At 70.9% G+C, this 22,490-nt stretch carries 20 protein-coding genes; 4 read left to right on the top strand and 16 right to left on the bottom strand.

Features of this window, described 5'->3' with window-relative positions; genetic code table 11:
• Nucleotides 1-111 precede the first annotated feature (111 nt).
• From ABD481_RS23985 to ABD481_RS23975, 3 genes are all read right to left on the bottom strand, one after another.
• Entirely contained in the window at nt 112-1,929 is a 1,818-nt protein-coding gene (locus tag ABD481_RS23985) for an outer membrane protein assembly factor BamB family protein (protein WP_344667992.1), read from the bottom strand.
• Nucleotides 1,930-2,157: 228 nt separating this feature from the next.
• On the bottom strand, nt 2,158-3,519 hold the full coding sequence (locus tag ABD481_RS23980) for a glycoside hydrolase family 3 protein (RefSeq protein WP_344667991.1): 1,362 nt from the start codon (nt 3,517-3,519) through the stop codon (nt 2,158-2,160).
• Nucleotides 3,520-3,597: 78 nt separating this feature from the next.
• The gene (locus tag ABD481_RS23975; protein WP_344667990.1) at nt 3,598-4,581 is read right to left on the bottom strand and encodes an LLM class flavin-dependent oxidoreductase; all 984 of its coding nucleotides are present in this window, start codon (nt 4,579-4,581) and stop codon (nt 3,598-3,600) included.
• A 202-nt stretch (nt 4,582-4,783) separates the two neighbouring features.
• On the opposite strand from ABD481_RS23975, the gene ABD481_RS23970 reads away from it, so the two are divergent.
• Entirely contained in the window at nt 4,784-5,764 is a 981-nt protein-coding gene (locus tag ABD481_RS23970; protein ID WP_344667989.1) for an arginase family protein, read from the top strand.
• Between the two features lie 106 nt (nt 5,765-5,870).
• On the opposite strand, the gene ABD481_RS23965 is transcribed toward ABD481_RS23970, so the two are convergent.
• The 6 genes from ABD481_RS23965 to ABD481_RS23940 all read right to left on the bottom strand — a co-directional run bounded on the left by ABD481_RS23965 (nt 5,871) and on the right by ABD481_RS23940 (nt 12,086).
• Complete coding sequence (locus tag ABD481_RS23965; protein ID WP_344667988.1) at nt 5,871-6,959, bottom strand: CU044_5270 family protein; 1,089 nt, start codon at nt 6,957-6,959, stop codon at nt 5,871-5,873.
• Nucleotides 6,956-7,480: an RNA polymerase sigma factor gene (locus tag ABD481_RS23960; protein WP_344667987.1), complete on the bottom strand. Its 525-nt coding sequence runs from the start codon at nt 7,478-7,480 to the stop codon at nt 6,956-6,958. The genes ABD481_RS23965 and ABD481_RS23960 overlap by 4 nt, the downstream gene beginning before the upstream one ends.
• 93 nt (nt 7,481-7,573) lie before the next feature.
• Nucleotides 7,574-8,614 (bottom strand): isopenicillin N synthase family dioxygenase, encoded by a 1,041-nt coding sequence (locus ABD481_RS23955; protein ID WP_344667986.1) that lies wholly within the window; start codon nt 8,612-8,614, stop codon nt 7,574-7,576.
• Nucleotides 8,615-8,675: 61 nt separating this feature from the next.
• Nucleotides 8,676-11,414 carry an AAA family ATPase gene (locus tag ABD481_RS23950; protein ID WP_344667985.1) on the bottom strand — a complete coding sequence of 913 codons (2,739 nt, stop codon included), beginning with the start codon at nt 11,412-11,414 and terminating at the stop codon, nt 8,676-8,678.
• Between the two features lie 30 nt (nt 11,415-11,444).
• The gene (locus ABD481_RS23945) at nt 11,445-11,684 is read right to left on the bottom strand and encodes a hypothetical protein (RefSeq protein ID WP_344667984.1); all 240 of its coding nucleotides are present in this window, start codon (nt 11,682-11,684) and stop codon (nt 11,445-11,447) included.
• A 6-nt stretch (nt 11,685-11,690) separates the two neighbouring features.
• Nucleotides 11,691-12,086, bottom strand: a complete 396-nt coding sequence (locus ABD481_RS23940; RefSeq protein ID WP_344667983.1) for a hypothetical protein — start codon at nt 12,084-12,086, stop codon at nt 11,691-11,693.
• Between ABD481_RS23940 and ABD481_RS23935 the strand changes: the two genes are divergently transcribed.
• A complete protein-coding gene (locus ABD481_RS23935; RefSeq protein ID WP_344667982.1) occupies nt 12,064-12,384 on the top strand; it encodes a hypothetical protein in 321 nt (106 codons plus the stop codon). The genes ABD481_RS23940 and ABD481_RS23935 overlap by 23 nt on opposite strands.
• 104 nt (nt 12,385-12,488) lie before the next feature.
• The gene (locus tag ABD481_RS23930) at nt 12,489-13,367 is read left to right on the top strand and encodes an NAD-dependent epimerase/dehydratase family protein (protein WP_344667981.1); all 879 of its coding nucleotides are present in this window, start codon (nt 12,489-12,491) and stop codon (nt 13,365-13,367) included.
• A 154-nt stretch (nt 13,368-13,521) separates the two neighbouring features.
• On the opposite strand, the gene ABD481_RS23925 is transcribed toward ABD481_RS23930, so the two are convergent.
• The 4 genes from ABD481_RS23925 to ABD481_RS23910 all read right to left on the bottom strand — a co-directional run bounded on the left by ABD481_RS23925 (nt 13,522) and on the right by ABD481_RS23910 (nt 20,129).
• Nucleotides 13,522-16,011, bottom strand: a complete 2,490-nt coding sequence (locus tag ABD481_RS23925) for an ATP-binding cassette domain-containing protein (RefSeq protein ID WP_344667980.1) — start codon at nt 16,009-16,011, stop codon at nt 13,522-13,524.
• 86 nt (nt 16,012-16,097) lie between these two features.
• Complete coding sequence (locus tag ABD481_RS23920) at nt 16,098-16,511, bottom strand: VOC family protein (RefSeq protein ID WP_344667979.1); 414 nt, start codon at nt 16,509-16,511, stop codon at nt 16,098-16,100.
• Nucleotides 16,512-16,521: 10 nt separating this feature from the next.
• A complete protein-coding gene (locus ABD481_RS23915; protein WP_344667978.1) occupies nt 16,522-16,950 on the bottom strand; it encodes a helix-turn-helix transcriptional regulator in 429 nt (142 codons plus the stop codon).
• Between the two features lie 32 nt (nt 16,951-16,982).
• Complete coding sequence (locus tag ABD481_RS23910; protein ID WP_344667977.1) at nt 16,983-20,129, bottom strand: NACHT domain-containing protein; 3,147 nt, start codon at nt 20,127-20,129, stop codon at nt 16,983-16,985.
• 140 nt (nt 20,130-20,269) lie between these two features.
• On the opposite strand from ABD481_RS23910, the gene ABD481_RS23905 reads away from it, so the two are divergent.
• Nucleotides 20,270-20,599 carry a VOC family protein gene (locus ABD481_RS23905; RefSeq protein WP_344667976.1) on the top strand — a complete coding sequence of 110 codons (330 nt, stop codon included), beginning with the start codon at nt 20,270-20,272 and terminating at the stop codon, nt 20,597-20,599.
• A gap of 21 nt (nt 20,600-20,620) precedes the next feature.
• Here the strand turns inward: ABD481_RS23905 and ABD481_RS23900 are convergent, their stop codons facing one another.
• The 3 genes from ABD481_RS23900 to ABD481_RS23890 all read right to left on the bottom strand — a co-directional run bounded on the left by ABD481_RS23900 (nt 20,621) and on the right by ABD481_RS23890 (nt 22,356).
• Nucleotides 20,621-21,118 carry a hypothetical protein gene (locus ABD481_RS23900; protein ID WP_344667975.1) on the bottom strand — a complete coding sequence of 166 codons (498 nt, stop codon included), beginning with the start codon at nt 21,116-21,118 and terminating at the stop codon, nt 20,621-20,623.
• A 119-nt stretch (nt 21,119-21,237) separates the two neighbouring features.
• Complete coding sequence (locus ABD481_RS23895; RefSeq protein ID WP_344667974.1) at nt 21,238-21,675, bottom strand: hypothetical protein; 438 nt, start codon at nt 21,673-21,675, stop codon at nt 21,238-21,240.
• A gap of 174 nt (nt 21,676-21,849) precedes the next feature.
• Nucleotides 21,850-22,356 carry a hypothetical protein gene (locus tag ABD481_RS23890; protein ID WP_344667973.1) on the bottom strand — a complete coding sequence of 169 codons (507 nt, stop codon included), beginning with the start codon at nt 22,354-22,356 and terminating at the stop codon, nt 21,850-21,852.
• Nucleotides 22,357-22,490: the final 134 nt, after the last annotated feature.

Genomic DNA, 22,490 nt, shown 5'->3' with positions numbered 1-22,490 from the left:
AAAACCCCTTCCCCGGTTCGAGGGAATCAATACTCGATTTCACTCGTCGGAGCCCTGATGACCGTCTCACCAGGGCGTTCCGAACGCCTGAATCAGAGGTGTGATTTCGTTCTACTGCGCCTGCACTCCGTACGCCAGGATCGCGGCGCCCTTCTGCGGCGTCGCGGGCACGACCACCAGCCGGTCCCCGGCCAGGTAGGCCGTCACCGGCCCGGACACGTCGTGCCCGATCGCGTCCTTGAGCGGCGCGGCCGCCGTCGCGCCGCCCACGGTCTTCAGCGCCACCAGGTGCGCGCCCGGTCCGGTCTTGGAGTTGCCGCTGTCGTAGACGACGGTCTGGGTCTCGTCCATGCTCACGATCGCCACCGGCGCGCCGTCCATGGGGTCGGTCTGCCACAGCTGCTTGCCCGAGACATAGTCGAACGCCACCAGGCCGGCGGCCGGGGCGGCACCGGCGGCGTTCTTGGCGGCGGTCGGCAGGATCAGGGTGGTGCCGGCCACGTACGCCGCCTGGTGGGTCTGGTGGGCCGGGCCGACGCGCGGGTCCAGCGTGCCGAAGGGGCCGATGCCCTCGATCGTCGACTGGATCAGGCCCCTGTCGTTGATGGTGTAGTAGTGGTCGACCGGGGCGGCGCCGTCCGGGGTGGCCTCGACGTGGACGATCGTCGGCGCGGTGGCCCGCACCAGCGTGTACTGGGCGACGGGGACGTTGTCCGGCGGGATCGGGGCCTGCCACAGGTCGGCGCCGGTGGTCACGGCCTTCATCAGCACCTCGGGGCCCTTGCCGCAGTCGGCGAGCAGGGCCGCGATCGTGTCCTGGACCTCGGCCTGGATCATCCGGCAGACCGGGGTGGACACCGACAGGTCGAGGTCCCACAGCTTCTTGCCGTCGGCGGCGTTCCAGACCGTCAGCATGGTGCCGGCGGTGGCGGCCACCGCGCCGTCGGTGGCGGACAGCGCCGGGTTCTTGGTGCCGCCGGGGATCTGGGTCGTCCACAGCGCCTTGCCGGTGCCGGTGTCGATGGCCGCGATGGTGGTGCAGCCGCCGCTGGGACCGTAGCGGACGACGCCGATCTTCTGGTTCGCCTGCCGGCTCATGTCGCAGATCTTCGAGCCCTGATCCGGCACGCTGTAGGTCCACAGCGCGTTGCCGGTCTCGGCGTCGTAGGCCTGCAGGCCGGTGGCGTCGCCGCGGACGATGGTGTGGCCGTCGGCCAGCCAGGTGCCCACGACGGTCTTCGCGTCCGGACCCAGGCCGTCGGCCTTGGCCTGCCAGGCCGGCTTGAGGCCGGCGGCGGCCGGGCTCGCGGTGTGCTCGTCGGGGATCAGGGTGCCGCCGGTGGTGTCGGTGCCGGACCGGTTGTCGGACTTGCTGTGCGAGGTCACGACCCAGACCCCGCCGGCGGCGCCGGCCAGCAGCACCACGGCGCCGGTGATCGCCATGATCAGCCGCTTGCGGCTCCGCTTGGGCTCCACCAGCGTCGGCGGGTCCGGCAGCTTCTGGTCCGGGTTGTAGGAGAACTGCGGCGGCAGGAAGAAGGTCTCGTTGCGGGCGCCCCACTCCTGGCCGGTCGGCGCGACCGGCGGGATGGTGGTGCCGGTGCTGGTCGGACCGGGCTGCTGGACGAACGGCGGCGGGGTCCGGCCCGGACCGCCCTGCGGACCCGGGCCGCCCGGACCGGCCGGACCCCAGGCGGGCGCCGGGTTCTGCGGGCGGCTCTGGCCCTGGCTCTGGCCTTGATTCTGGCCCTGATTCTGGCCCTGGCCCTGACCGGGGTTCGGGCCCTGATTCCCGCCGCCTTGGCCGCCCTGGCTACCCGGGGCCGGCTCCGGGCGCCAAGGCTGCGGCTGCGGCGCGCCCGGGCTCTGCTCCGGCTGACCCCACCGCGGCGTCTGGTTCGGCCGCTGATCCTCAGGCGATGTGCTCATGATGTCTGGTACCTACCCCGAAGCGATTCAATGCTGCCGGAACTGTCGCAGGGCAGGTTCGAGCCCGGCCGCTGAAGTCACGCGACACACCGCCTGGAATCATCAGGCTTCGGTGAGATCCGCCCCCGACAGACTCTAACGATCGTCGGCGCCCGACGGAAAGGCGACCCCCTTCTGAACTGCTGGGGTCGCCGCCAAACCGTTACCAAAGTTCCTACTTCAGGGTTACTACTTGAGCTCGCCTCGCAGAGCGTTGACGCGCGCCACCGCGGCGTCGAACCCGGCCCGGTTCAGCTTCCCGGTGTTCACCGCGTCGACGATCGCCTGCGCGGCGGCGTCCCCCTGCGCCGGGTCGCCCGAGGAGCACAGCAGCAGGTCCATGCCGGCGGCGGCGGCCGAGAAGGCCCGGTTGCCGGCCCCGCCGTAGGCCTGGAGGGCGCCGGCCTCCAGCGCGTCGGTGACCGTCACGCCCTTGAACCCGGTGCGGCCCCGCAGTTCCTGCTCCACCACCGTGGACGACATGCCGGCCGGGTGGCCGGCGTCAAGGTTCGAGTAGATCGCCCACGACAGCATCACCAGCTTCACGCCGCTGTTGATCGCCGCGCCGTACGGATACTCGTCGACGTTCCGCAACTGGCTCAACGGCACCGTCAGCGTCACCGGCCGCAGGTCGGTGTTCGAACCGGCGGGCGCCGACCCCAGCCCTGGGAAGTGCTTCGCGGTCGCCGCCACCCCGGTGTTCTGCTGCGCCGTGATGAACGCCGCGCCGAGGGTCGACACCTGGTTCGCGTTCTCGCTGAACGAGCGCTGGGTGGCGTCGATGAAGTCGCCGGGCGTACGGGACACGTCGAGCACCGGTGCCAGGTTCAGGTTCATGCCGACGCCCGCCAGGTTGTCCCCGGCCGCCTTGCCGGCGCTGGTCGCCGCCCCGACCGGATCGGCGCTCTGCCCGATCTGCTTCGCCGAGACGTCCGGCGGGCCGGGCAGCCGCCGCACGACGCCGCCCTCCTGGTCGGTCATCAGCAGCAGCGGCAGGTGCACCGGGCTGGCCGCCTGGGCCTGGCGCAGCTGCGTGATCACCCCGGTGATCTGGGCGCGGCTGGAGATGTTGCCGCTGAAGAAGATGACGCCGGCCACCCGGCCCTGGCGGATCAGGTCCAGCAGGTGCTGCGGCGGCGTCACGCCCTGGTAGGAGTAGACGATCCGCTGGCCCGCCAGCTGTTGCAGCGTCAGGTTCGACGGCGCGGCGGTCGTGGCGGGGGCCGGCGGCACGGCCGGCTTCGTCGTCGTGGTGGTCGCCGGCGGCGACGTCTTCGTCGTGGCCGGCGTGGTCGGGCTGGTCGTCGTGGGACTCGTCGTGGTGGTCGTCGCCGAAGTGGTCGGCGACGACGACGGCGTGGTCGTGGTCGCCGTCGTCGACGGGCTCGAACCCGTATTCGAGGCCGCGGGCTTGGAGTTCGAGCTCGAACAGGCGCCGGCCAGCAGCCCCGCCGCCGCGAGCAGCGCGAACCCGGCCAGGCCCCGCCTCCGGGCCCGGCCGCGAGCCCGGGTCAGCGTCCGTCGTCCGTCGTGCATGCGAGCGTCCACCATGGCTTCCACCTTGGCGGCCCGACGGCCGGCGCGCCACCCGGTTGGGCCGTCTCGGTCACGGCTTTGACAAGCGCGACCCTACGAAGCCTGCAACGCCGGCGCCCGCACCAGCTCCACCGCGCGGATCTGCTCGGCCCGCAGCGGCGAGGCCGGGGCCAGCATCACCTCGTCGGCGACGGTGCGCGCGGCCAGCCGCTCCAGGTACCCGGCGACCTGGTCCGGCGTCCCGGCGGCCGTCACCCGCATCATGTTCTTGACGTGGTCGCCGGCCGGGGTGGCGAGCAGCTGGTCCAGCTCGTCGGCGCTGAGCTCCGGCCCGTTGCGGACCAGGAACCGCTGCGCCCGCCAGCGCTGCGCCGCCAGGTACTGCGCCCGGGCCGCCTCCTCGGTCTCCGCCGCGATCAGGTTCGCCGCCACGATCAGATACGGCTCCGGGTTCGCCTCGCTCGGCCGGTACTCCTCGCGGTAGATCTCCGTCGCCGCCTCCAGCGCGTCCGGTGCGAAATGCGACGCGAACGCGTACGGCAGCCCCAGCGCCGCCGCCAGCTGCGCGCCGAACAGCGACGAGCCCAGGATGTACAGCGGCACGTTCGAACCGTCGCCCGGCGTGGCGCGCACCCCGGGGATCCGGGTCTCCCCGCTCAGGAAGGCCTGGAGCTCCAGCACGTCCTGCGGGAACGTCTCCGCCGACTGCGGGCTCCGCCGCAACGCGCGCAGCGTGGCCTGGTCGGTCCCCGGCGCCCGGCCCAGACCCAGGTCGATCCGCCCCGGGTGCAGCGCCTCCAGCGTCCCGAACTGCTCGGCGATCATCAGCGGCGCGTGGTTCGGCAGCATCACGCCGCCGGCGCCGAGCCGGATGCCCTCGGTGTGCGCCGCGACGTGCGCGATCACCACGCTGGTCGCCGCCGACGCGATCGCGGCCATGTTGTGGTGCTCGGCGTACCAGACCCGCTGGTAGCCCGACCGGGCGGCGGCGCGCGCCAGCGGCACGGCGCCGTGCAGCGCGTCGGCCGGGTGCTCGCCGGGCGCCACGACCGCGACGTCGAGCAGCGAGTACTTCATGGTTCCCTCGTCTCCCGGGCCGGTCCGGTCCGTGGGTGCATCTGCGGTGCTGGACAGTCATGGGAGGCGGCGATCTTGGGCAGCCGCCCGACGATCAGCAACGCCCGCGGGGGTGCGGCCATTCCCGCCGCCGACCTGCCGGTGACCACCGCCGGATCCGGCGCCTGCGACCCCTGTGGGCGCCCCGTGCCAGAGTGGGCCGATGATCGCTTTGCTCTCGGCCCCCAGCAACCTCGGACTGCGCCCGCCGTACCCGAGCAGCGTCCCCGGGACCGCCAAGGCCCCCGAAGCGCTGCGCGAGGCCGGTCTGTTCGCCCGCTTCGCGGCCCTCGGCGCCCGGGACGCCGGCACCGTCCTGCCCGGCCGCTACGCCGACGACGCCACGCCCGGCCGCCTGCGCAACCACGAGCTGATCGTCGACCACGCCCGCCGCCTGGCCGCCCGCCTCGCGGAGATTCGGGCGGCCGGCGACGCGCCGCTGGTCATCGGGGGTGATTGCAGCCTGATCGTGGGTGCGGGGCTGGCGCTGCGCAGCGGCTCCGGCTCCGGCGCTGGCTCCGAGTCCGGCTCTGGCTCCGAGTTCGGCTCCGAGTCCGGCTCCGGCTCCGGCGAGCAAACCGGCGCTCGCCACGGCCTCGTCCACCTCGACGGCCACACCGACTTCCGCAACCCCGGCAACTCCGACCGTTGCGCGGCGCTGGCCGGCGAGGACCTGGCCGCCGCCATCGGCCGTCACTGGCCGAGCATCGCCGATCTCGACGGCCTGGGTCCGTACTTCCGCCCCGAGGACACGGTCCACGCCGGGTGCCGCGACGACGACGAGGAACTCCCTGAGGTCCGCGAGGCCGTCGCGCTGGTCCTGCGCGCCTCCGACCTCATCGACGACGGAGCGCGGGCCGCTGCCAGCATCCTGGCGCACGTCGGCCGCCCCGAGCTGGCGGGCTACTGGCTCCACCTCGACGTCGACATCCTCGACCCCGAGGTCCTGCCCGCCGTCGACAGCCCCAGCCCCGGCGGCCTGTCCGCCGCGCAGCTGACCGACCTGCTCGCCGCCCTCGCTCCCGGCGCGGTCGGGGCCCAGGTCACCGTCTTCGACCCCGATCTGGACCCGGACGGCCGCTACGCCGCGGTGCTGACCGAGATCCTCGTCACCGGGCTCGCCGACCTGGGCCGGGACGTCTGACCGGTCTCTTGCCCCGGCTGCTCGTTGGCGGGGCCTGTCACGCGGGCTCTGCAACGCAGCCGGGTCCGGAGCCGTCGTCGAACGGCTCCGGACCCGGCCCGGCGTGTCAGCCCTCGTGGTCGGTCCGCTCGGCGACCTCGTAGAGGTCGTAGCCGATGACCGCCGGGATCGACACCTTCCGGCCCCCGGCCGACTGCGTGAGCACCACCTCGTCGCCCAGCACCGCCCCGGTCGCCGGGTCGACGAGCAGCGTGTACCGCGTCGGCAGGCCCGAGTAGTCGCCCTCCACGGCGAACGCGTCGGCCGCCCGCCCGGCCCGGTCGGTGGTCGTGCCCAGGTCCAGCAGGCCCGGCACCGTGGCGAGCACCCGCAGCACGCCCGCGCGGGCGGCGGGGCTCAGCACCTGGGCCTTCGCCAGGTCGGTGATCGCGACGAGGGTCTCCGCCGGTCCGTTGCTCGCCGGATGCCCCTGTCGCAGCCACACCGCCAGCGCCCCCGGATCCGCCGGCGGCCGGTCGTCCCACATCCTGGGCCCGGAGCCCAGCTCCACGGTGGTCGGCGCCAGCCCGGCGCCGGGGGAGCCGAGCGCCTTCCAGGCCTTCTCCTGCGCTTTGTCAGGGAACTGCGGAGGCCCGTAGCCGTTGACGATCTTCCCCTCCCCGTCGGCGGTCACCCACATGTCCACCAGCTGCGGGATGACCGCCGTGGTGACCTGCTCGCCGTCGACGACGGTGTCCTCGTTCCACTGCTGGTAGCGCAGGTGGTCGTACTTCCCCTGCCCGGCGGTGTCCGGCAGGGCCGCGGCCCGGTCCGCGATCGCCGCCAGGCGGCCCTGTGCGCTCAGGCCGTCGCCCGCGCTCTTGTAGGCGAGCAGCTTCGGGGTCGCGGCCTCGGCGGGCGTGGCTCCCGAACCGAGACCGAGGACCGTGACGCCCGCGACCGCCGACGCCGTCAGCGCGCCGGCCACCGACAACGCTGTGCGCCGGGAGACTCGGGGCCGGCGGTCGAGGTGTTCCTCCAGATACGCCGGAGCCTGATACGTCCCGTCGAGGATCGCCTCCAGATCAGCCTCCATCCGGCCCTCCGACACCCTGTCCTCCGACACCCCGCCCCCTGATACTCCGCCCCCCGGCAGCTGCCGAGCGGGGTCCAAGGCCCACAACGCTTCCCGGGCCTGCGCGAACGTGATCTTCATGACTTCCCAGCCCCTTTCGATGTCTCGGCTTCCAGGTGCCGCGCGAGCCGGCGCCGGGCCCGGTGCAGCCGGACCCGCGCGGTCGCGGCGCTGCACCCGATGACGGCGGCGGCCTCGCCTACGCTGAGCCGTTCCCACTCCGTCAGCAGCACCAGCTCGCGATCGGAATCGGACAGCTGCTTCAGCACGGCGGCGACCTGCGCCACCCCGCACACCCGGTCCGCCGGATCGGGATGCGACAGGACGGCGTTCTCCGCGGCCTTGCTGATCAGCGCCTCCCAGCGGGCCCGGCCGCGGTGGCCGTTGGCGATGACGCGGCGCGCGGTGACGTACAACCACGGCAGCGGCTCGGCGGGCAGCTCGTCGAACCGGCGCCACGCGGCCAGGAACGTCGTGGCCACGACGTCGCCGACGTCGTCGGCGGGGACGCGGCGCGCGGCGTATTTCTCCAGGTGTCCGTAGTACTCCTTGTAGACGGTCGCAAAGCGAGTCCGAGCGTCTTGGGCCGTATCCGTCGGCATGGTGAACCTCCCACGCCTACGCCTATGTCCGGCCAGGCTCTCCGCGTTACAGCCGCTCGGCGCTAACCGGGGCGGCGCCGACTGGGTCGGCGCTCACTGGGTCGGCGGGCCCGCGTGGAACCGCCGCGTCACTTCGGGGTGCGCCCGCGCGTAGCCTTTCAGCTCGTTGCGCCCGAACTCCGCGTACAGCGGGTTCGAGGGATCGTCCGTCGCCCCGGGCGCGTGGTGCGAGTGCGGGAACTCCAGCGGATCGATGTGGGCGTCCAGTCGCGGGTTGTAGAAGAACGGGACCGAGTACCGTTCGCGCGCCCCGGGCGGGCTGACCACGCGATGGCTCGTCGCCTTCAGATAGCCGTCGGTGGCCACCTCCAGAAGCTCCCCGAGGTTCACCACGAACGCCCCCGCCATCGGCGGCACGTCCAGGAACGTGCCGTCCGGCCGTTGCACCTGCAAGCCGCCGACCGTGTCCTGAAGCAACAGGGTGATGAAGCCGTAGTCCTTGTGCGTGCCCACACCCTGCCCGGTGCCGTCCGGCCCGCTGCCGGGGTAGCGGACCAACTTCAGACGCAGGTGCGGGTGCCCCGCGAAGGCGTCGTCGTAGAACGCCGGGTCGGCGCCGATCGCCGCCAGCAGCTCATGGAGCAACCGCGCCGAGACCCCCGCGAGCCGATCGATCCACGCCAGCGCCGCTGTCCGCAGCTCCGGCACCTTCACCGGCCACTGATTGGGCCCCTGCAACCACCAGTACGCCGGCTCGCCGGGCCCCGGCGGCCGCGCCGGCAGCTCCGTGCCGATGTCCAGCTGGTCGCGCCAGTCCCGGGCCCCGGCCGTGTGCTCGTCGCCGGTGCGGGTGTAGCCGCGGAAGTGCGGCGAGTTCAGATTGCTGATCGACAGCCGGTCGGCCTCCGGGAGCGCGAAGAACGCCCGCATCGCGCCGGTCAGCGCCGCGGTCTCGCCGGGGGTCACGCCGTGGCCGACGAGCTGGAAGAAGCCGACGTCGGTGGCGGCGTCACGAAGGGCGGCGCGGAGGTGTTCGCGGTTTTCGGAGGAGCTGGTGGGGGAGCCGTCGGGAAAGTCGTCGGCGAGGGACAGGTCGATCACCGGCAACGCCTCGGGAGCCGCTGACCTGCTCATTCCTCCACGGTAGCGCGCGTGGCGGCGGCGGCTCGCTCCGGCCGACGGCGCCTACCGCTGGTCAGGTGACCTCTCCCGCCCGCACCGGCAACACCCCCGCCAGATCGCCCCGCCCTCCGATCCCCAACTTGGCGTAGGCCCGATTCAGATGGTTCTCCACGGTCCGTGGCGACAGCACGAGCGAGTCGGCGATAGCCCGGCTGCTCGCCCCGCCCGCCGCCAGCACCGCGATCTCGTACTCCCGCCGCGACAGCCGCAGCACCCCGGCCGCCCCACCTGTCCCGCCTACGCCGCCTTCCCCAGCCAAGAGCTCCAACAGAGGAGTTCGCGCGCCCTCGCACCCCTCCGCCAACCGCGAACCCCGCCCCCGGGCCGCCGCCGCCCGCCGCGTCTCGCCGCTGTCTCCCCACACCGCCGCCGCCAGCCCCGCCGTCTCCGCCGCCGCGAGCAGCATCCCGCACTCCTCGAACCGGCCCGACACCGCCAGCAACCCCTCCGCGTCGCCGAGCGCGCCGGCGAAGTCCAGGACCAGCTGCCCGAACCGCCAGTCCTCCGGGATCCGCGTCCGCAGCCCGCGCAGCGCGGGCACCCGCACGCCGAGGCGCAGCAGCTCGAAGCCCGTCGTCACGGCCGCCGCCACCGCGCCCTCGGCCACCGCCGCCCCGATCGCCGCGCTGAGCACGGCCCGCGCCTTCGCGGGATCGCCGGTGACCGCCGCGTACCAGCTCTGTGCGACGGCGACCTCGCAGTCGAGGCGCTGGACCCCGTTCGGCCCGCGCCGCGCCGCCTCCAGATCCTCGGCCGCGATCCGGGCCCGCTCCACGTCGCCCAGCTGCGCCGCCGCCTGCACCCGCATCGCGGCGGCCCACCGCTGGCAGACCCGCGACCGCACCTCGCGGAACACCGCGAACGCCTCCGCGCCGTGCCGCAGCGCCGTGGCCGGTCGCCCGCCGCGCAGCTCCGCGCGGGACCGCGCCAGGCACGCGAACGCCTGCCCCGGACGCGCCCGGCTGTCGACCGCGGACCGGTACGTCGCCTCGGCCAGGTCCCGCGCCGCCGCCAGGTCCGGCACGTCGCACAACTGCCACGCCTGCCAGCCGACGAGCCCGTCGTGGTTCGCGCTCATCGGCAGCCCGGAGCCGAGCAACGCCGCCGTGCCCAGCTCCATGCGCTCGATCGACCGCTCCAGATGCCCGGTCAGGTTGTCCACCAGCGCCGCGCCGAGCAGCGCGTTGCCGCGCGTCACCGGATGCGGATCGTCCAGGTGCCGCTCGGCCAGCTCCCGCGCCCGGTCGGTGCTGTTGACGTAGGACAGCATGTGCCCGTGCACCGCCTCCAGCTGCGCCTGCCACCTCGGCGTGCTGATCCGCCGCTCGGCGGCGGCGATGACGGCCAGCAGCGCGCCGGCGTCGTCGCCGCCCATGCCCATCGGCCCGGACAGGATGAACGGAATGGTCGCCAGCACCTCGTCCGGCACCGCGTCGGGCGACTCCACCACCGACACCATCAGCGCCGCGGCCGCCTCGTGCCGTCCCAGGTCGAAGCACGCGCTGGCGAGCAGCATCGCGGCCTCGGACCCGCCGCCGGAGTCCATCGCGGCCTGCGCCAGCCGCGCCGCCAGGGCCAGGTCCCGCGACGCCTCGGCCTGCCGTGCCGCCGCCAGCAGCAGATGCGGCACCCCCTCGCCGCCGCCGTCCAGCCGCCACAACGCCACCCGCGTCACGTCCCCGCGCCGCCGTGCGCCCAGGTTCTCGACGGCCTCCGCGGCCCGGCGGCTGTGCCGCAGCGCCGCGATGGCCGGCATCGAGGAGCGCAGCAGCTCGCCGTAGAGCGGATGCGCCAGCCGGACCTCGCGGCGCCGGCCGTCGACCGTCACCACCGCCAGCCCCCGCCGCTCCACCGCCTCCACCACGTCCGGCGGCACCAGCTCGGCGAACAGCGCGACGCCGACCGGCTCGCTGACCGCCAGCACCTCCAGCGCGGACCGCTCGGCCGGCGTCAGCGCGCCGATCCGGGCCAGCAGCAGCTCGGTCAGCCGGGGCGCGGCGGTCAGCGGTCCGGTCAGGCGCCAGGCCCCGGCGGACTCGGCGAGCAGGCCCACCTCCCGCGCCGACGCGAGCAGCTCCCGGAGAATCAGGGCGTTGCCCTGCACGGCGGCGGTGATCCGGCCCAGCGCGATCCCGTCGACCGGTCCCGGCAGCGCGACGCCGACCAGGTCCGCGACCGCCGCGTCCGACAACGCGCCCAGGTCGATCCGCGCCGCGCCGAGGTCCTTCCACAGCGCGGTCACCGCGTCGGGCACCGGCTCGCCGGAGCGCACCGTGGCCAGCACGGTGGCCCGGCCGGACAGCACGGCCTGATGGACGACCGTCGCCGAGGCCTCGTCGAGGAGATGCGCGTCGTCGACGAGGAGGAGGACGCCGTGCGGTGATGCGGCGGTGTCGCCACTAGGACCGCTAGAAGCGTCAGAGGCATTGGAGGCGTTGGAAGCATTAGAAGCGCCAAACGCGCCAGGGGCCAGCACCGCCGCCAGCGCCACCTCCACCGGAGTCCGATCGGTGGGCGGCGGATTGCTCGGCAGCAACCGGCTCACTGCCCCGAGCGGAATCCGCGAAGCCGACGCCGACCCGACGATCACCACCGGCGCCCGCCCCGGCGCCGCGTGCCGCGCGAACTCCTGCGCCAACCGCGTCTTCCCGACGCCGGCCGGCCCGACGATGACCGCTCCGGTCCGCGCCGCGGCCCGCAACCGCTCCCACTCCGCCGCTCGCCCGATGAGCGGCCATGGCGTGTCGTCCATGGACACCTCCCCCGCGAGGAGATTAAAGGATCAGAGAGGATCTTCCGAGTCTTCGGCGGCGCCGCCTTCCAACAGCCGCCGCAACCGCACCCCGGACTCCGACAGCGGATCCGGCACCGCCGGCGCCACGACGCCCTCGACCACCGCCAGATCCGCCGCCGACAGGCGCAGATCGGCGAGCGCGGTGACCGGATCGGCGGCGACGCGCGCGGCGAAGGCCGGGTCCGCGGCCAGCCGGCTCAGGACCCGGTCCAGATCGCTCCCCGCCATCGGGGCTCAGCCGCCCAGGCCGAGCTTGCCCACCACGGCGTTGATCACCTTTTTGTCCACGGCCAGCACGTCGCTGCCGCCCATGCCCCGCAGCCCGACCCGGGTCGTCACCACGTTCTGGCCGTAGGCCACCTGCAGGTCGAACGCCAGATCGCCGAACCACGCCGCGTCGCCGAGCCCGGGGACCTTGGTCTCGGCGTGGTAGGTCTGCAACGCGTGCGCCGCGTTCGTGGCGTAGGAGACCGTGAGGATCCGCAGGTGGTCCGACTCGCTGTAGACCGCGACGGTCGTGACGTGCGTCGGATCCACGGCGTCGGTGGTGACCGTCTGCTTGCAGGCCACGAAGGTCTCGCCGACGGCCTTCGTCAGGTCGGCCGGGGTGAAGGAACCGCACAGGTCCACGTTCGCTGCCGAGGACGACGACGAGGATGAGGGCGACGACGAGGCCGAGGACGACCCGGCGGCTGACGTGGCCGGGGCGCTCGACGACGCACTCGAACTTGTGGAGCCCGCCGTCGTCGATGTCGATGTCGATGCCGGTGTCGATGCCGTTGTGGCGCCGGCGTTGTTCGACCCCTGCGACTTCGACGACGAACACGCCGCCGCCGAGCCCACCAGACCCGCCACGGCGACCACGGCCGCCACCCTCCGATTCAGCGTCATCAGGCCAGCAAACCAAGGCCGAGCGTTCGTGTCTTGAGTACCCACTACTCAACTCTTGACCTACCGCGCCCTCCCCGTGACCCCGCCCCGTCACCACCACTTAAGATCGACGGATCAACTTCAGATACATGGGGGTTTTCAATGCGCGTCCTGCTCATCGGGGCAAGCGGATACGTGGGGTCGGCCGTGGCCGAGCGCCTGATCGCCGAGGGCCATGAGGTCGTGGCCCTGGCCCGACCCGGGAGCGCCCGCCCGGCCGTCCCCTTCGAACGCCGCTTCGGCGACTTGAAGGTCCCGGCCTCCCTGACCGCCGCCGTCACCGAGGACATCGACGGCGTCGTGCACGCCGCCACCTCCACCGGCGACCCCCGGATGGACGCCGCCGCGATCACCGCGCTCACCGCCCCGATGCACGGCACCATCCGCCCGTTCGTCCTCACCAGCGGAGTCTGGGTGCTCGGCGCCACCGGGGAACAGAGCGCCGACGAGACCACCCCGGCCGCCCCGATCCCGCTCGTGGCCCACCGTCCGGCGCTGGAGGAGCAGGTCCTGGCCCTGACGGACAACGGCATCCGCGCCACCGTGCTGCGCCCCGGCGTGGTCCACGGCCGCGGCGGCGGCATCCCGGCCCAGCTGGTCGAGTGGGCCCGCAAGGCCGGCGTCCCGCGCGTGGTCGGCGACCTGGCCGCGCGCTGGCCGATGGTGCACGTCGACGACCTCGCCGACCTGTATGTCCGGGTCCTGACCCAGGCTCCGGCCCGCACCGTGTGGCACGGCGTGACCGAGCCGGCGGTGCCGGTCCGCGAACTGGCCGCGGCCGCGGGCCGCGCGGCCGGGGTGGTCGGCGACGTGACGCTCTGGCCGCTCGACGAGGCCGGCCAGGACCTCGGCAAGCAGTACGCCGAAGCCCTGGCCCTGAGCCAGTCCGTCACCGCCGAGAACGCGCGGACCCGGCTGGACTGGGCACCGCGGGAGTTGGACTCGGTCAGTGATCTGCGGGTCGGCTCCTACCGGCACTGAGGTTTCGCAGCTTTCGAACTCGGTGAGCCGGGCCGTTGCTGTGTCTGGCTCTTGCTGGGCCGGGCCTTAGCTGTGCCGGGCTCTCGCTGAGTCGGGCCCTCGTTTGTGCCGCGCTCCAGCCGCACACGGAGGTCTTCCGGCCGCTACGACCCCGCTACGCCCCCGCCGCGCCCACGTACGCCGCCAAGTGCTGCCCGGTCAGCGTCGACCGGGCCGCCACCAGCTCGGCCGGCGTCCCCTCGAAGACGATCCGCCCGCCGTCGTGCCCGGCGCCGGGCCCCAGGTCCACGATCCAGTCCGCGTGCGCCATCACCGCCTGGTGGTGCTCGATGACGATCACCGACTTCCCGGCGTCCACCAGCCGGTCCAGCAGCCCCAGCAGCTGTGCGACGTCGGCCAGGTGCAGCCCGGAGGTCGGCTCGTCGAGCACGTACACCCCGCCGTCGTCCCCCATCCGCGCGGCCAGCTTCAGCCGCTGGCGCTCGCCGCCGGACAGGGTGGTCAGCGGCTGGCCCAGGCTCAGGTAGCCGAGGCCGACGTCGGCCAGCCGCTCCAGGATCTTGTGCGCCGCCGGGAGCTTCGCCTCGCCGCCGCCGAAGAACTCGACCGCCTCGTCCACCGGCATCGCCAGCACCTCGGCGATGTCCCGGCCGCCGAACCGGTACTCCAGCACCTCGGCCTGGAACCGCTTGCCCTCGCACTCGTCGCAGACCGTGGCGACCCCGGCCATCATCGCCAGGTCGGTGTAGACGACGCCGGCGCCGTTGCAGGTCGGGCAGGCGCCCTCGGAGTTGGCGCTGAACAGCGCCGGCTTCACGCCGTTGGCCTTGGCGAAGGCCTTGCGGACGGGCTCCAGCAGCCCGGTGTAGGTGGCGGGGTTGCTGCGCCGCGAGCCGCGGATCGGGCTCTGGTCGACGGCCACCACGCCCTCGTGCCCCGGGATCGAGCCGTGGATCAGCGAGCTCTTGCCCGAGCCCGCGACGCCGGTGACCACGACCAGCACGCCGAGCGGGATGTCGACGTCGACGTTTTGGAGGTTGTTGGCGTCGGCGCCGCGGATCTGCAACGCGCCCTCGGCCTCGCGCACCGTCTCCTTCAACGACGCCCGGTCGTCCAGGTGCCGGCCGGTGACGGTGTCGCTGGCCCGCAGGCCCTCCAGCGTGCCCTCGAAGCACACCGACCCGCCGCCGGCCCCGGCGCCCGGCCCGAGGTCGACCACGTGGTCGGCGATCGCGATCAGCTCCGGCTTGTGCTCCACGACCAGCACCGTGTTGCCCTTGTCCCGCAACCGCAGCAGCAGCTCGTTCATCCGCTGGATGTCGTGCGGGTGCAGGCCGACGGTGGGCTCGTCGAAGACATAGGTGACGTCGGTCAGCGAGGAGCCCAGATGCCGGATCATCTTCACCCGCTGGGCCTCGCCGCCGGACAGTGTGCCGGCCGGCCGGTCCAGCGCCAGGTAGCCGAGCCCGATCTCGACGAACGAGTCAAGGGTCTGCGACAGCGCGGTGAGCAGCGGCGCCACCGACGGCTCCTCCAGGCCCCGGATCCACGCCGCGAGGTCGCTGATCTGCATGCCGCAGGCGTCGGCGATGGAGACGCCGTCGATCTTCGAGGAGCGCGCCAGCGCGGTCAGCCGCGTGCCGTCGCAGTCGGGGCAGACACTGAACGTGACGGCGCGGTCGACGAAGGCCCGGATGTGCGGCTGCAACGACTCCCGGTCCTTGCTCAGCATCGACTTCTGGATGCGCGGGATCAGGCCCTCATAGGTCATGTTGATCCCGGCGATCTTCATCCGGGTCGGCTCCTTGTACAGGAAGTCCTGCAACTCCTTCTTCGTGAACTTCTTGACCGGCTTGTCCGGATCGAAGAACCCCGACTCGGCATACAGCCGCGAGTTCCACCCGCCGCCGGAGTACCCCGGAACACTGATCGCCCCGTCGTTGATCGACTTGTCGGCGTCGTACAACTCGGCCAGATCGATGTCGCTGACCGAACCCCGCCCCTCGCACCGCGGGCACATCCCGCCCACGATCGCGAAACTGCGCTTCTCCCGAACCGTCTGCCCGCCCTTCTCCATCGTGACCGCCCCGGCGCCACTGACCGAGGCCACATTGAAGGAGAACGCCTTGGCCGACCCGATCCGCGGCTCCCCGAGCCGGCTGAACAGGATCCGCAGCATCGCGTTGGCATCAGTCGCGGTCCCGACGGTCGACCGCGGATCGCCGCCCATCCGCTGCTGGTCGACGAGGATCGCGGTGGTGAGGCCGTCCAGGACGTCGACCTCGGGCCGGGCCAGCGTGGGCATGAAGCCCTGGACGAAGGCGCTGTAGGTCTCGTTGATCAGGCGCTGCGACTCGGCGGCGATGGTGCCGAAGACGAGCGAGCTCTTGCCCGAGCCCGAGACGCCGGTGAAGACGGTCAGACGGCGCTTGGGGAGCTCGATGGTGACGTCTTTGAGGTTGTTGACGCGGGCACCGTGGACGCGGATGAGGTCGTGGGTGTCGGCGGTGGGGCGGTCCGGGGTGGAGCCGCCGGGCGTGGGGCTGTCGGCGGTGGGGCGGTCCGGAGCGGGCTGGCCGGCGGCGGGCTCGGCCGCGGTGGACTTGGCGGCGCCAGGCTTGGCGGCGGCGGACTTGGAGGCCATGGTGCTCGTCTCTTCCGGAAGGCTTTGGAGCTGCTGCGGTTTTTGTGTCGGCGGTGCCGGGGCTCTTTTGGCGGCGGTGCCGCGGTTCAGGCGCCGGTCTGTTGAATACGGATCAGGTTCCCGGCCGGGTCCCGGAACGCACAATCCCGCACCCCGTACGGCTGATCGGTCGGCTCCTGCACCACCTCGGCGTCCGAGGCCTGCAACCGGTCGAACACCCCGTCGACATCCGACGTCGCGAACAGGATGACGGCGTAGGTGCCCTTGGCCATCATCTCCGCGACCATCCGCCGCTCAGCCTCCGTGACCCCCGGATCGGCCGCCGGCGGATAGAGCACGATCGACGTCCCCTCCTGCCCCACCGGCCCCACCGTCACCCACCGCATGCCGTTGAAGCCGACATCGTTGCGCACCTCGAACCCCAGCACGTCCCGATAGAAGGCGACAGCCGCGTCCGCCCCGTCGTGCGGCAGAAAACTCGCGTGAATGGAAAGATCCATGCCCGCCACCCTAGGCGAGCACCCCGACCCGGGCTTCTCGAATCCTGACCGGCCGCGTCACCCGCGTCGCGACACAGGCGGGCAACCCCGCGGTGGCGAAGGCCGCGACCCGCTTATAAGCGCTGGGCGGCATACCGACGAGCTCGGCGAACCGCGTACTGAAGGTCCCGAGCGACGAGCACCCGACAGCGAAACACACCTCGGTGACGCTCATATCCCCACGCCGCAACATTGCCATGGCCCGCTCGATACGCCGCGTCATGAGGTAGGCGTAGGGCGACTCGCCATAGGCCGCCTTGAACTCCCGACTGAGATGCCCGGCAGACATATGGACGCCCCGCGCGAGGGACTCGACGTTGAGGGGTTGGGTGTACTCCCGGTCGATGCGGTCGCGCACGCGGCGGAGTCGGGCCAGGTCGGTGAGGCGGGGGTCGGGCATGGGAGGGATGGTACGGGGTGGTGGGGACAGGATCAGGGGATTTGATCGTCTTCTCGGTAGAGACCCATCCTCCTGGTAGTGGCTTTCGGCCACCGATGAGCAGCGACGAGGTCGCGGACGGCGGAGAGGATCTCTGGCGGGACTTCTCCCAGCGAGCTGCGTCCGCGAAGCTTGCTGACGGCTTGTCCTGACTCGCCGGAAAGAGCACGAAGCAGCAGATCGGCGGCAGGGTCTGAGAAGAGGTCGGGGGCCTGAAGCTCTGGGATCTGCGCGATAAGGATCGGGTGAGTGATCAACGCAGAAGCCAAAGCGATGGTATCGGGTCGCTCATTCTTGACCAGAAGTGTCGTTATCTCTCTTGCTTGGATATCACTTAGGTCTGCACTGCGAACTTTGATAAGCATAGTGAGCTTTGCGCGAAAGTGTGCGGTCTCATTTGGATTCGCGTCTGGCGGCGGCTGCTGCAATAGCGTAATTATTTCGTTGCCATGCTCTGCAAGTGCCTTGGAAAGCCACGGCTCGTTGACCTCTAGCCAGTGGTCGCCGTGCTGGCTGAAGAATGCACCTTCGGTAAAGGCATATCCAAAACGCAGGGTCATTTCCAGCGACTTGTCACCGCTGAGGCGGGCCACATAGTGGGGTTGGACTATGCCTGTCCTTCCCTGTGAATATAGGGCGATAAGTAGGCAGTTCATATCTCGGTCAAGAATATCAACCAGACTATTCCAGGACTCGCTGTCCAACCCTGCCTGCCACAGTGACAACATCGACTGCCAGGACTGCTCTGGGTCGGGTACGCCGATGAACAACTCGTGGAGCGATACCGACTGTCCCGGATCGATCGCCAGGCGAAGCAACACGAGGTTCGCGGTGTAGGCGGCGAGTTCTCGCACCCGATCAATGGGCTTGGCCTTGTAGCCCTGGTACTTGTCGGATCCATGGCGACTGCGATGGCCTGCCAGTAGCGCTGTGAGTACCTCGATGCTGTTGGCACGTTCGAGGTCGTCGAGTCGGCCGCACACTGCCTGGGCGAACAGCAGCGTTGGCAGTCGCGTTGACAGTGCTTCGAACGACAGCATCGCGAACAGGAGATCGTCTCCGGGCTTCCGGCGATCTCGTGGTGAGCTGAAGGCGGCACGCGTCGCCTCGACCAGGGTTTCGATGACCAGCCGTGCCACCAGGTATTCACCGAAGGTCGCGTGGAGGAACTCGTACCGACGATCGGGGGCGTCCGGGCGCTCGAACCGAGCCTCCGCGACATAGACGAAGAAGAACTTGCCGAGTACCCGGTGCCCTGCCTCGGCCGGGTCACCAGTAAGACCCTCCAACGCTTCGAGGTCCTTGCCCAACTCCTGGGCGCTGATGTCCTGTCGACCTCGGTTGAGCATGCCCAACGCCGCGATCGACAAATGGCGCAGCTGAAGATCGACGCTTGCTTTGACCTCGGCCGGCGACAGCGATTTCGTGGACTTGGCGGCCTCGCGTTCTGCGAAGTGCGTGAGGAGTCTTTCGTAGAGGTCCGCAGGGGAGATCTTCTCGTCGATCACCGGCGACTTCGGATCGGCCACGTAGACCGCCATCATCATGAGCAGCAGCGGCTGTGCCGTGAGTGTGCGCTGTTCGATGGCGATCTTGAGATCCAGGGGGCGAAACGCCCCGGTGGCGATGCCGGTGGCGTTGGCCTCGTTCCACGCGTTCAGCCACTGCCCGATCTGGTTGTCGTCGAACTCCTCCAGCTTGATCACCGGGGTCCCGATCGGGACGTCCACCCGGTCGGCGACGACGGTGCGTGAAGTCACGATCACGACGACGGGTGTCTTCTGTGTCAACTCGTTGCGCTGGAACTCCTGGACGGAGCGCAGATATCCGTAGAGCCCTGATTGCTCCTGGTGAAGCAACTCGTCCAGCCCATCGAGAATCACGACCCGCACGGTGTCGTGGCTCTGATCGACCAGATCCGGCCATCTGACACGGCTGTTCGTGCTCCGGTCGAGCGCGTCTTCGATCTGGTGCGAAACCGGCGAATGGGCTCCGACATAGCGCAGCGGTACCCGCACGACGGTATAGCCGGACTGGGACAGACGCGCCGCGAGTACCCGGGTCAGCAGCGATTTGCCAGCCCCGGGGTGCCCGAGGACAAGCAGAGGCTGGGTCGATGCCTCTACCGACGCGATGTGGGCGGCCAGACGCAGATCCAGGTCGTCTCTAACGAGGCGGCGCTCCCAATCCTCGTCGTCGGTCAGACGTGAGCCTTCGTCTGTGATGCCGAACCGGTACCGCGGATTGACGAAGATATCGCGAACCTTCGGGAACGTCAGGTGTCGGCCATAGTGCCGTGCGGTCGACTCGGGGATGATCGACTCGTCGAGTGCCGCACGATTCACTGCTGCGACACGCTCACGCAGGTCCGTCGTGGTGGTCAGTGCCATTTCGGCGAGAACTTGCTCGACGCGGGCCAACGAACTGCTATGGCCGGTCAGCATCTCAGCCAGCTCGTCGAACGTTGCCAGCTTTGCCCTGGTGGTGGCGTGTTCGCTCAACTCCATATATATCCGGAACTCGGGTACAGTCGCCGCCAGCTTCAGGAAGTGGGATTCATAGCGAGTCAGTGTGAGTTCTATTCGCTTTCCCTGCGGGCGCGCTTCGCCGCTCGCACCGGTGCTCATAGATACATGGATGATCGCGCTGTCTAGTATTTCGTACCAGCGGATCAAGTCAAATGAAATCGTGTTGAGGCCAAAAGATGTGGATATCGAGGGTGTTTCGGACTGATACAGCCGCGATATCGCACTGGCAGCGATCTGCTGCTTCCTCGCATCAGTCAGCTTCAGCCGCCTGTAGTCCTCCGCCGTCATCGTCTCCTGCAACGCCTCGAAGTACGCCGCCACGACAATCGTCGTATGCGCCGCGATGATCAGCTCTCGCCGCTCGCGCCCATGCGTACGCCGAAACCGCCCCGGCAGCGCGTCCAGCGTCTTGCCGAGCAGCTCCATCGCCTCGTTCTTCGGCTCGATCCAGCCGAGTACCGCTGCCGGCACTATCGCTGCTCCGCCGCTCAAGGCTCCGGCCGTGAGCAGTGCGCCACCCAGCAGTCCGCTGAGGCGCTCCAGCCACTTCCGGTCCCGGTGCCCCAGGATCTTCAGCGCGCCCTCGTACGTCAGCCCCGGCTCACGACTCATGGCCCTGTTTTACCTCAGTCCGATGCTTCGCCGCAGACGTTCCGTGACGACGCCAATACGTTCGATCACCGCCGCCTCGCATCACCTGGACGGCACGCTTCAGCTGGGTCGGGGCCGGGACGGTGGGTACCGTGACCGGCATGAGCACTTCGATCCGTAGCCAGGTCATTCCGGTCTCCGACCTTGACGCCGCGAAGGCGATCTACACCGCGCTGCTCGGCGAGCCCCACACCGACCAGCCCTACTACGTCGGCTACAACGTCGACGGTTTCGAGGTGGCGCTCGCGCCCGGGGACGCCTCCGGCGGACCGGTCGCCTACGCCGACGTGGACGACCTCGACGGTATGCGCGACACGTTGCTCGCCGCCGGGGCGACCGAGCGGGACGCGCCGCGGCAGGTGGCGCCGGATGCGCGGGTGTGTGTGCTGCTCGACAAGGACGGCAACACGATCGGGTTGCGCGGCAAGTAAGCAGCGCGGCGCCCTCTTCGCCTACGACACCGGGCAGTTCGCGGTATTGGCCGCCCAAGCCGTCACCGAACCGATCGCGGTTCCCAGCTTCGCCAGCCCCGCGGCGTCCACCTTCCCCGACATCCCGTGCACCGCTGTCGTCGCCTGCTTCATCGCGTCCTTCACCGGTGCCGGGGCCTCGACCGCCAGGCGGTCGAACACGGCGAGGGTGCTGGGCGGCACCGGGCCGCCGATCTGCGGTTGTTGCAGCGCGGCCAGGTTGCGGTAGTCGTCGCAGAAGGCTTTCGCCGTGTCGCCGCCCGCTGGCGGGGTGGCCGGGGCGCCGGCGGTGGAGGTCGTGTCGGCGGCGGCGGTCGTGCCGGTGGTCGAGGACGTCACCTTCGCCGACGTCGAGCTGCCGCTCGAGGAGCTGCAACCTGCCGCTGTCAGGGCGACCGTCAGGGTCACGGCTGCCGCGATCGTTGTAGTGATCGTTGTCGGGATCGCCGTTATTCCGCGCTTCTTCGCCGTGTGCGTCATGCGCTGCCTCCTTGCCGTGCCCGGGCTCTGGCGGCGAAACATTACTCTGATTCGTGTGATCCACCGGGGCCGGTACGTGGAAGCCCTGCAACTAGATAGAAGCACCTAAAAGGCAATGCCTACTGCGATGACAAATGGCAGTTGTCCGGGGCCATGGCCCATCGGGACACCCTATTGACCGCGTCGGTCAGCCGCCTCAGGTCGCCGGCCTTCGCCGTCGCGGCCGCGGCGTGGACGGCGGTGTCGGCGATCGTCATGTCGGTCTTCACCGCGGCGGGGGCTTCGGAGGTCGCGCGGTCGTAGGCGACGATGTCGGGCAGGGGGACCGACGAGCCCTCGTCCGGCGGGTTCAGTGTCAACAGGTAGGCGAAGTCGCCGCAGAAGTCCTTCAGCGACGCCGACATGCTTGCCGCCGAGCCGGCGGATCCCGGGACGGACGCCGGTCTGGGCCGGCCGCTCGAGGCGTCGCAGCCGGCGAGGGCCGTCGCCGCCATTGCCAACGCCGACAGCGCGGCGACCGGCGCGAACGCCGTCGTCGACTTGTTTCCCGATCGCATATGCCCGCCCCCTCGATGAAGTGTCCTTGGCGCTCGCGACGCCCGCCACGGAAGCCATTGCTGCTTCCGTGGCGGGCGTCGCGAATATCAGGTATCAGAACACTACTTCACCAATGGCGGCCGAACTATGCGGTAAAACGACTTCCCTGATTGTCCGGCGCGTCGCGGATGGTTTCAGACCGCGATGTTCACGAACGAGACGGTGACGCTGTAGCTGCGCGCCGTCGTGCTCGTGGCCAACGGCACGAACGTCATCGTGCTGGTGCCGCCGCAGGGCACCGCCCAGGTGGTCGGGATCTTCGCCGGGGCGAAGAACGACGTGAACACGATCGGCGCGTTGGCCACGGTGCTGCTCGGCAGCGACAGGCCGGCGTCGATCTGGTGCGCGCCGCTGCCGGTGTAGCCGGGCAGGCTGCTCACCGGCGGGACGATGCTGCGGACCTCGGCGGTCTGGCCTTCGAGCGGGTGGCCGGTGCTGGTCGGGCTGATCGGGCCGGGGCAGATCACCTGGATCACGGCGTCCGCGGCCTTGCCGTTGACCAGGCCGTAGAAGTACGTGTTCGGCTGGATCGGGATGGGGTCCTGGATGGGGCCGGCGGTCGCGGCGGGAGCCACCGCGGCACCGAGGCCGAGGGCGAGGGTGGCGGCGAAGGCGAGACGGCGTGCGGGGGTAGGGCGCATGGAAGCCTCCGTATAAGGGGACTGCGACTGTGGGGGCGGTTCGGCGAGCGGGCACGGGGGAGGCTAGAGCCGCTCGGAGGGTGCGTCAACGGTGCGTGGCCGGTTATCGACGCCACGTGATCGCCCCCGGCCGG

The organism is Catenulispora yoronensis (assembly GCF_039531695.1).
GTDB lineage: Bacteria > Actinomycetota > Actinomycetes > Streptomycetales > Catenulisporaceae > Catenulispora > Catenulispora yoronensis.
Note: the sequence above shows the minus strand (reverse complement) of the source record. Positions and strands in the feature narration are given on the sequence as shown.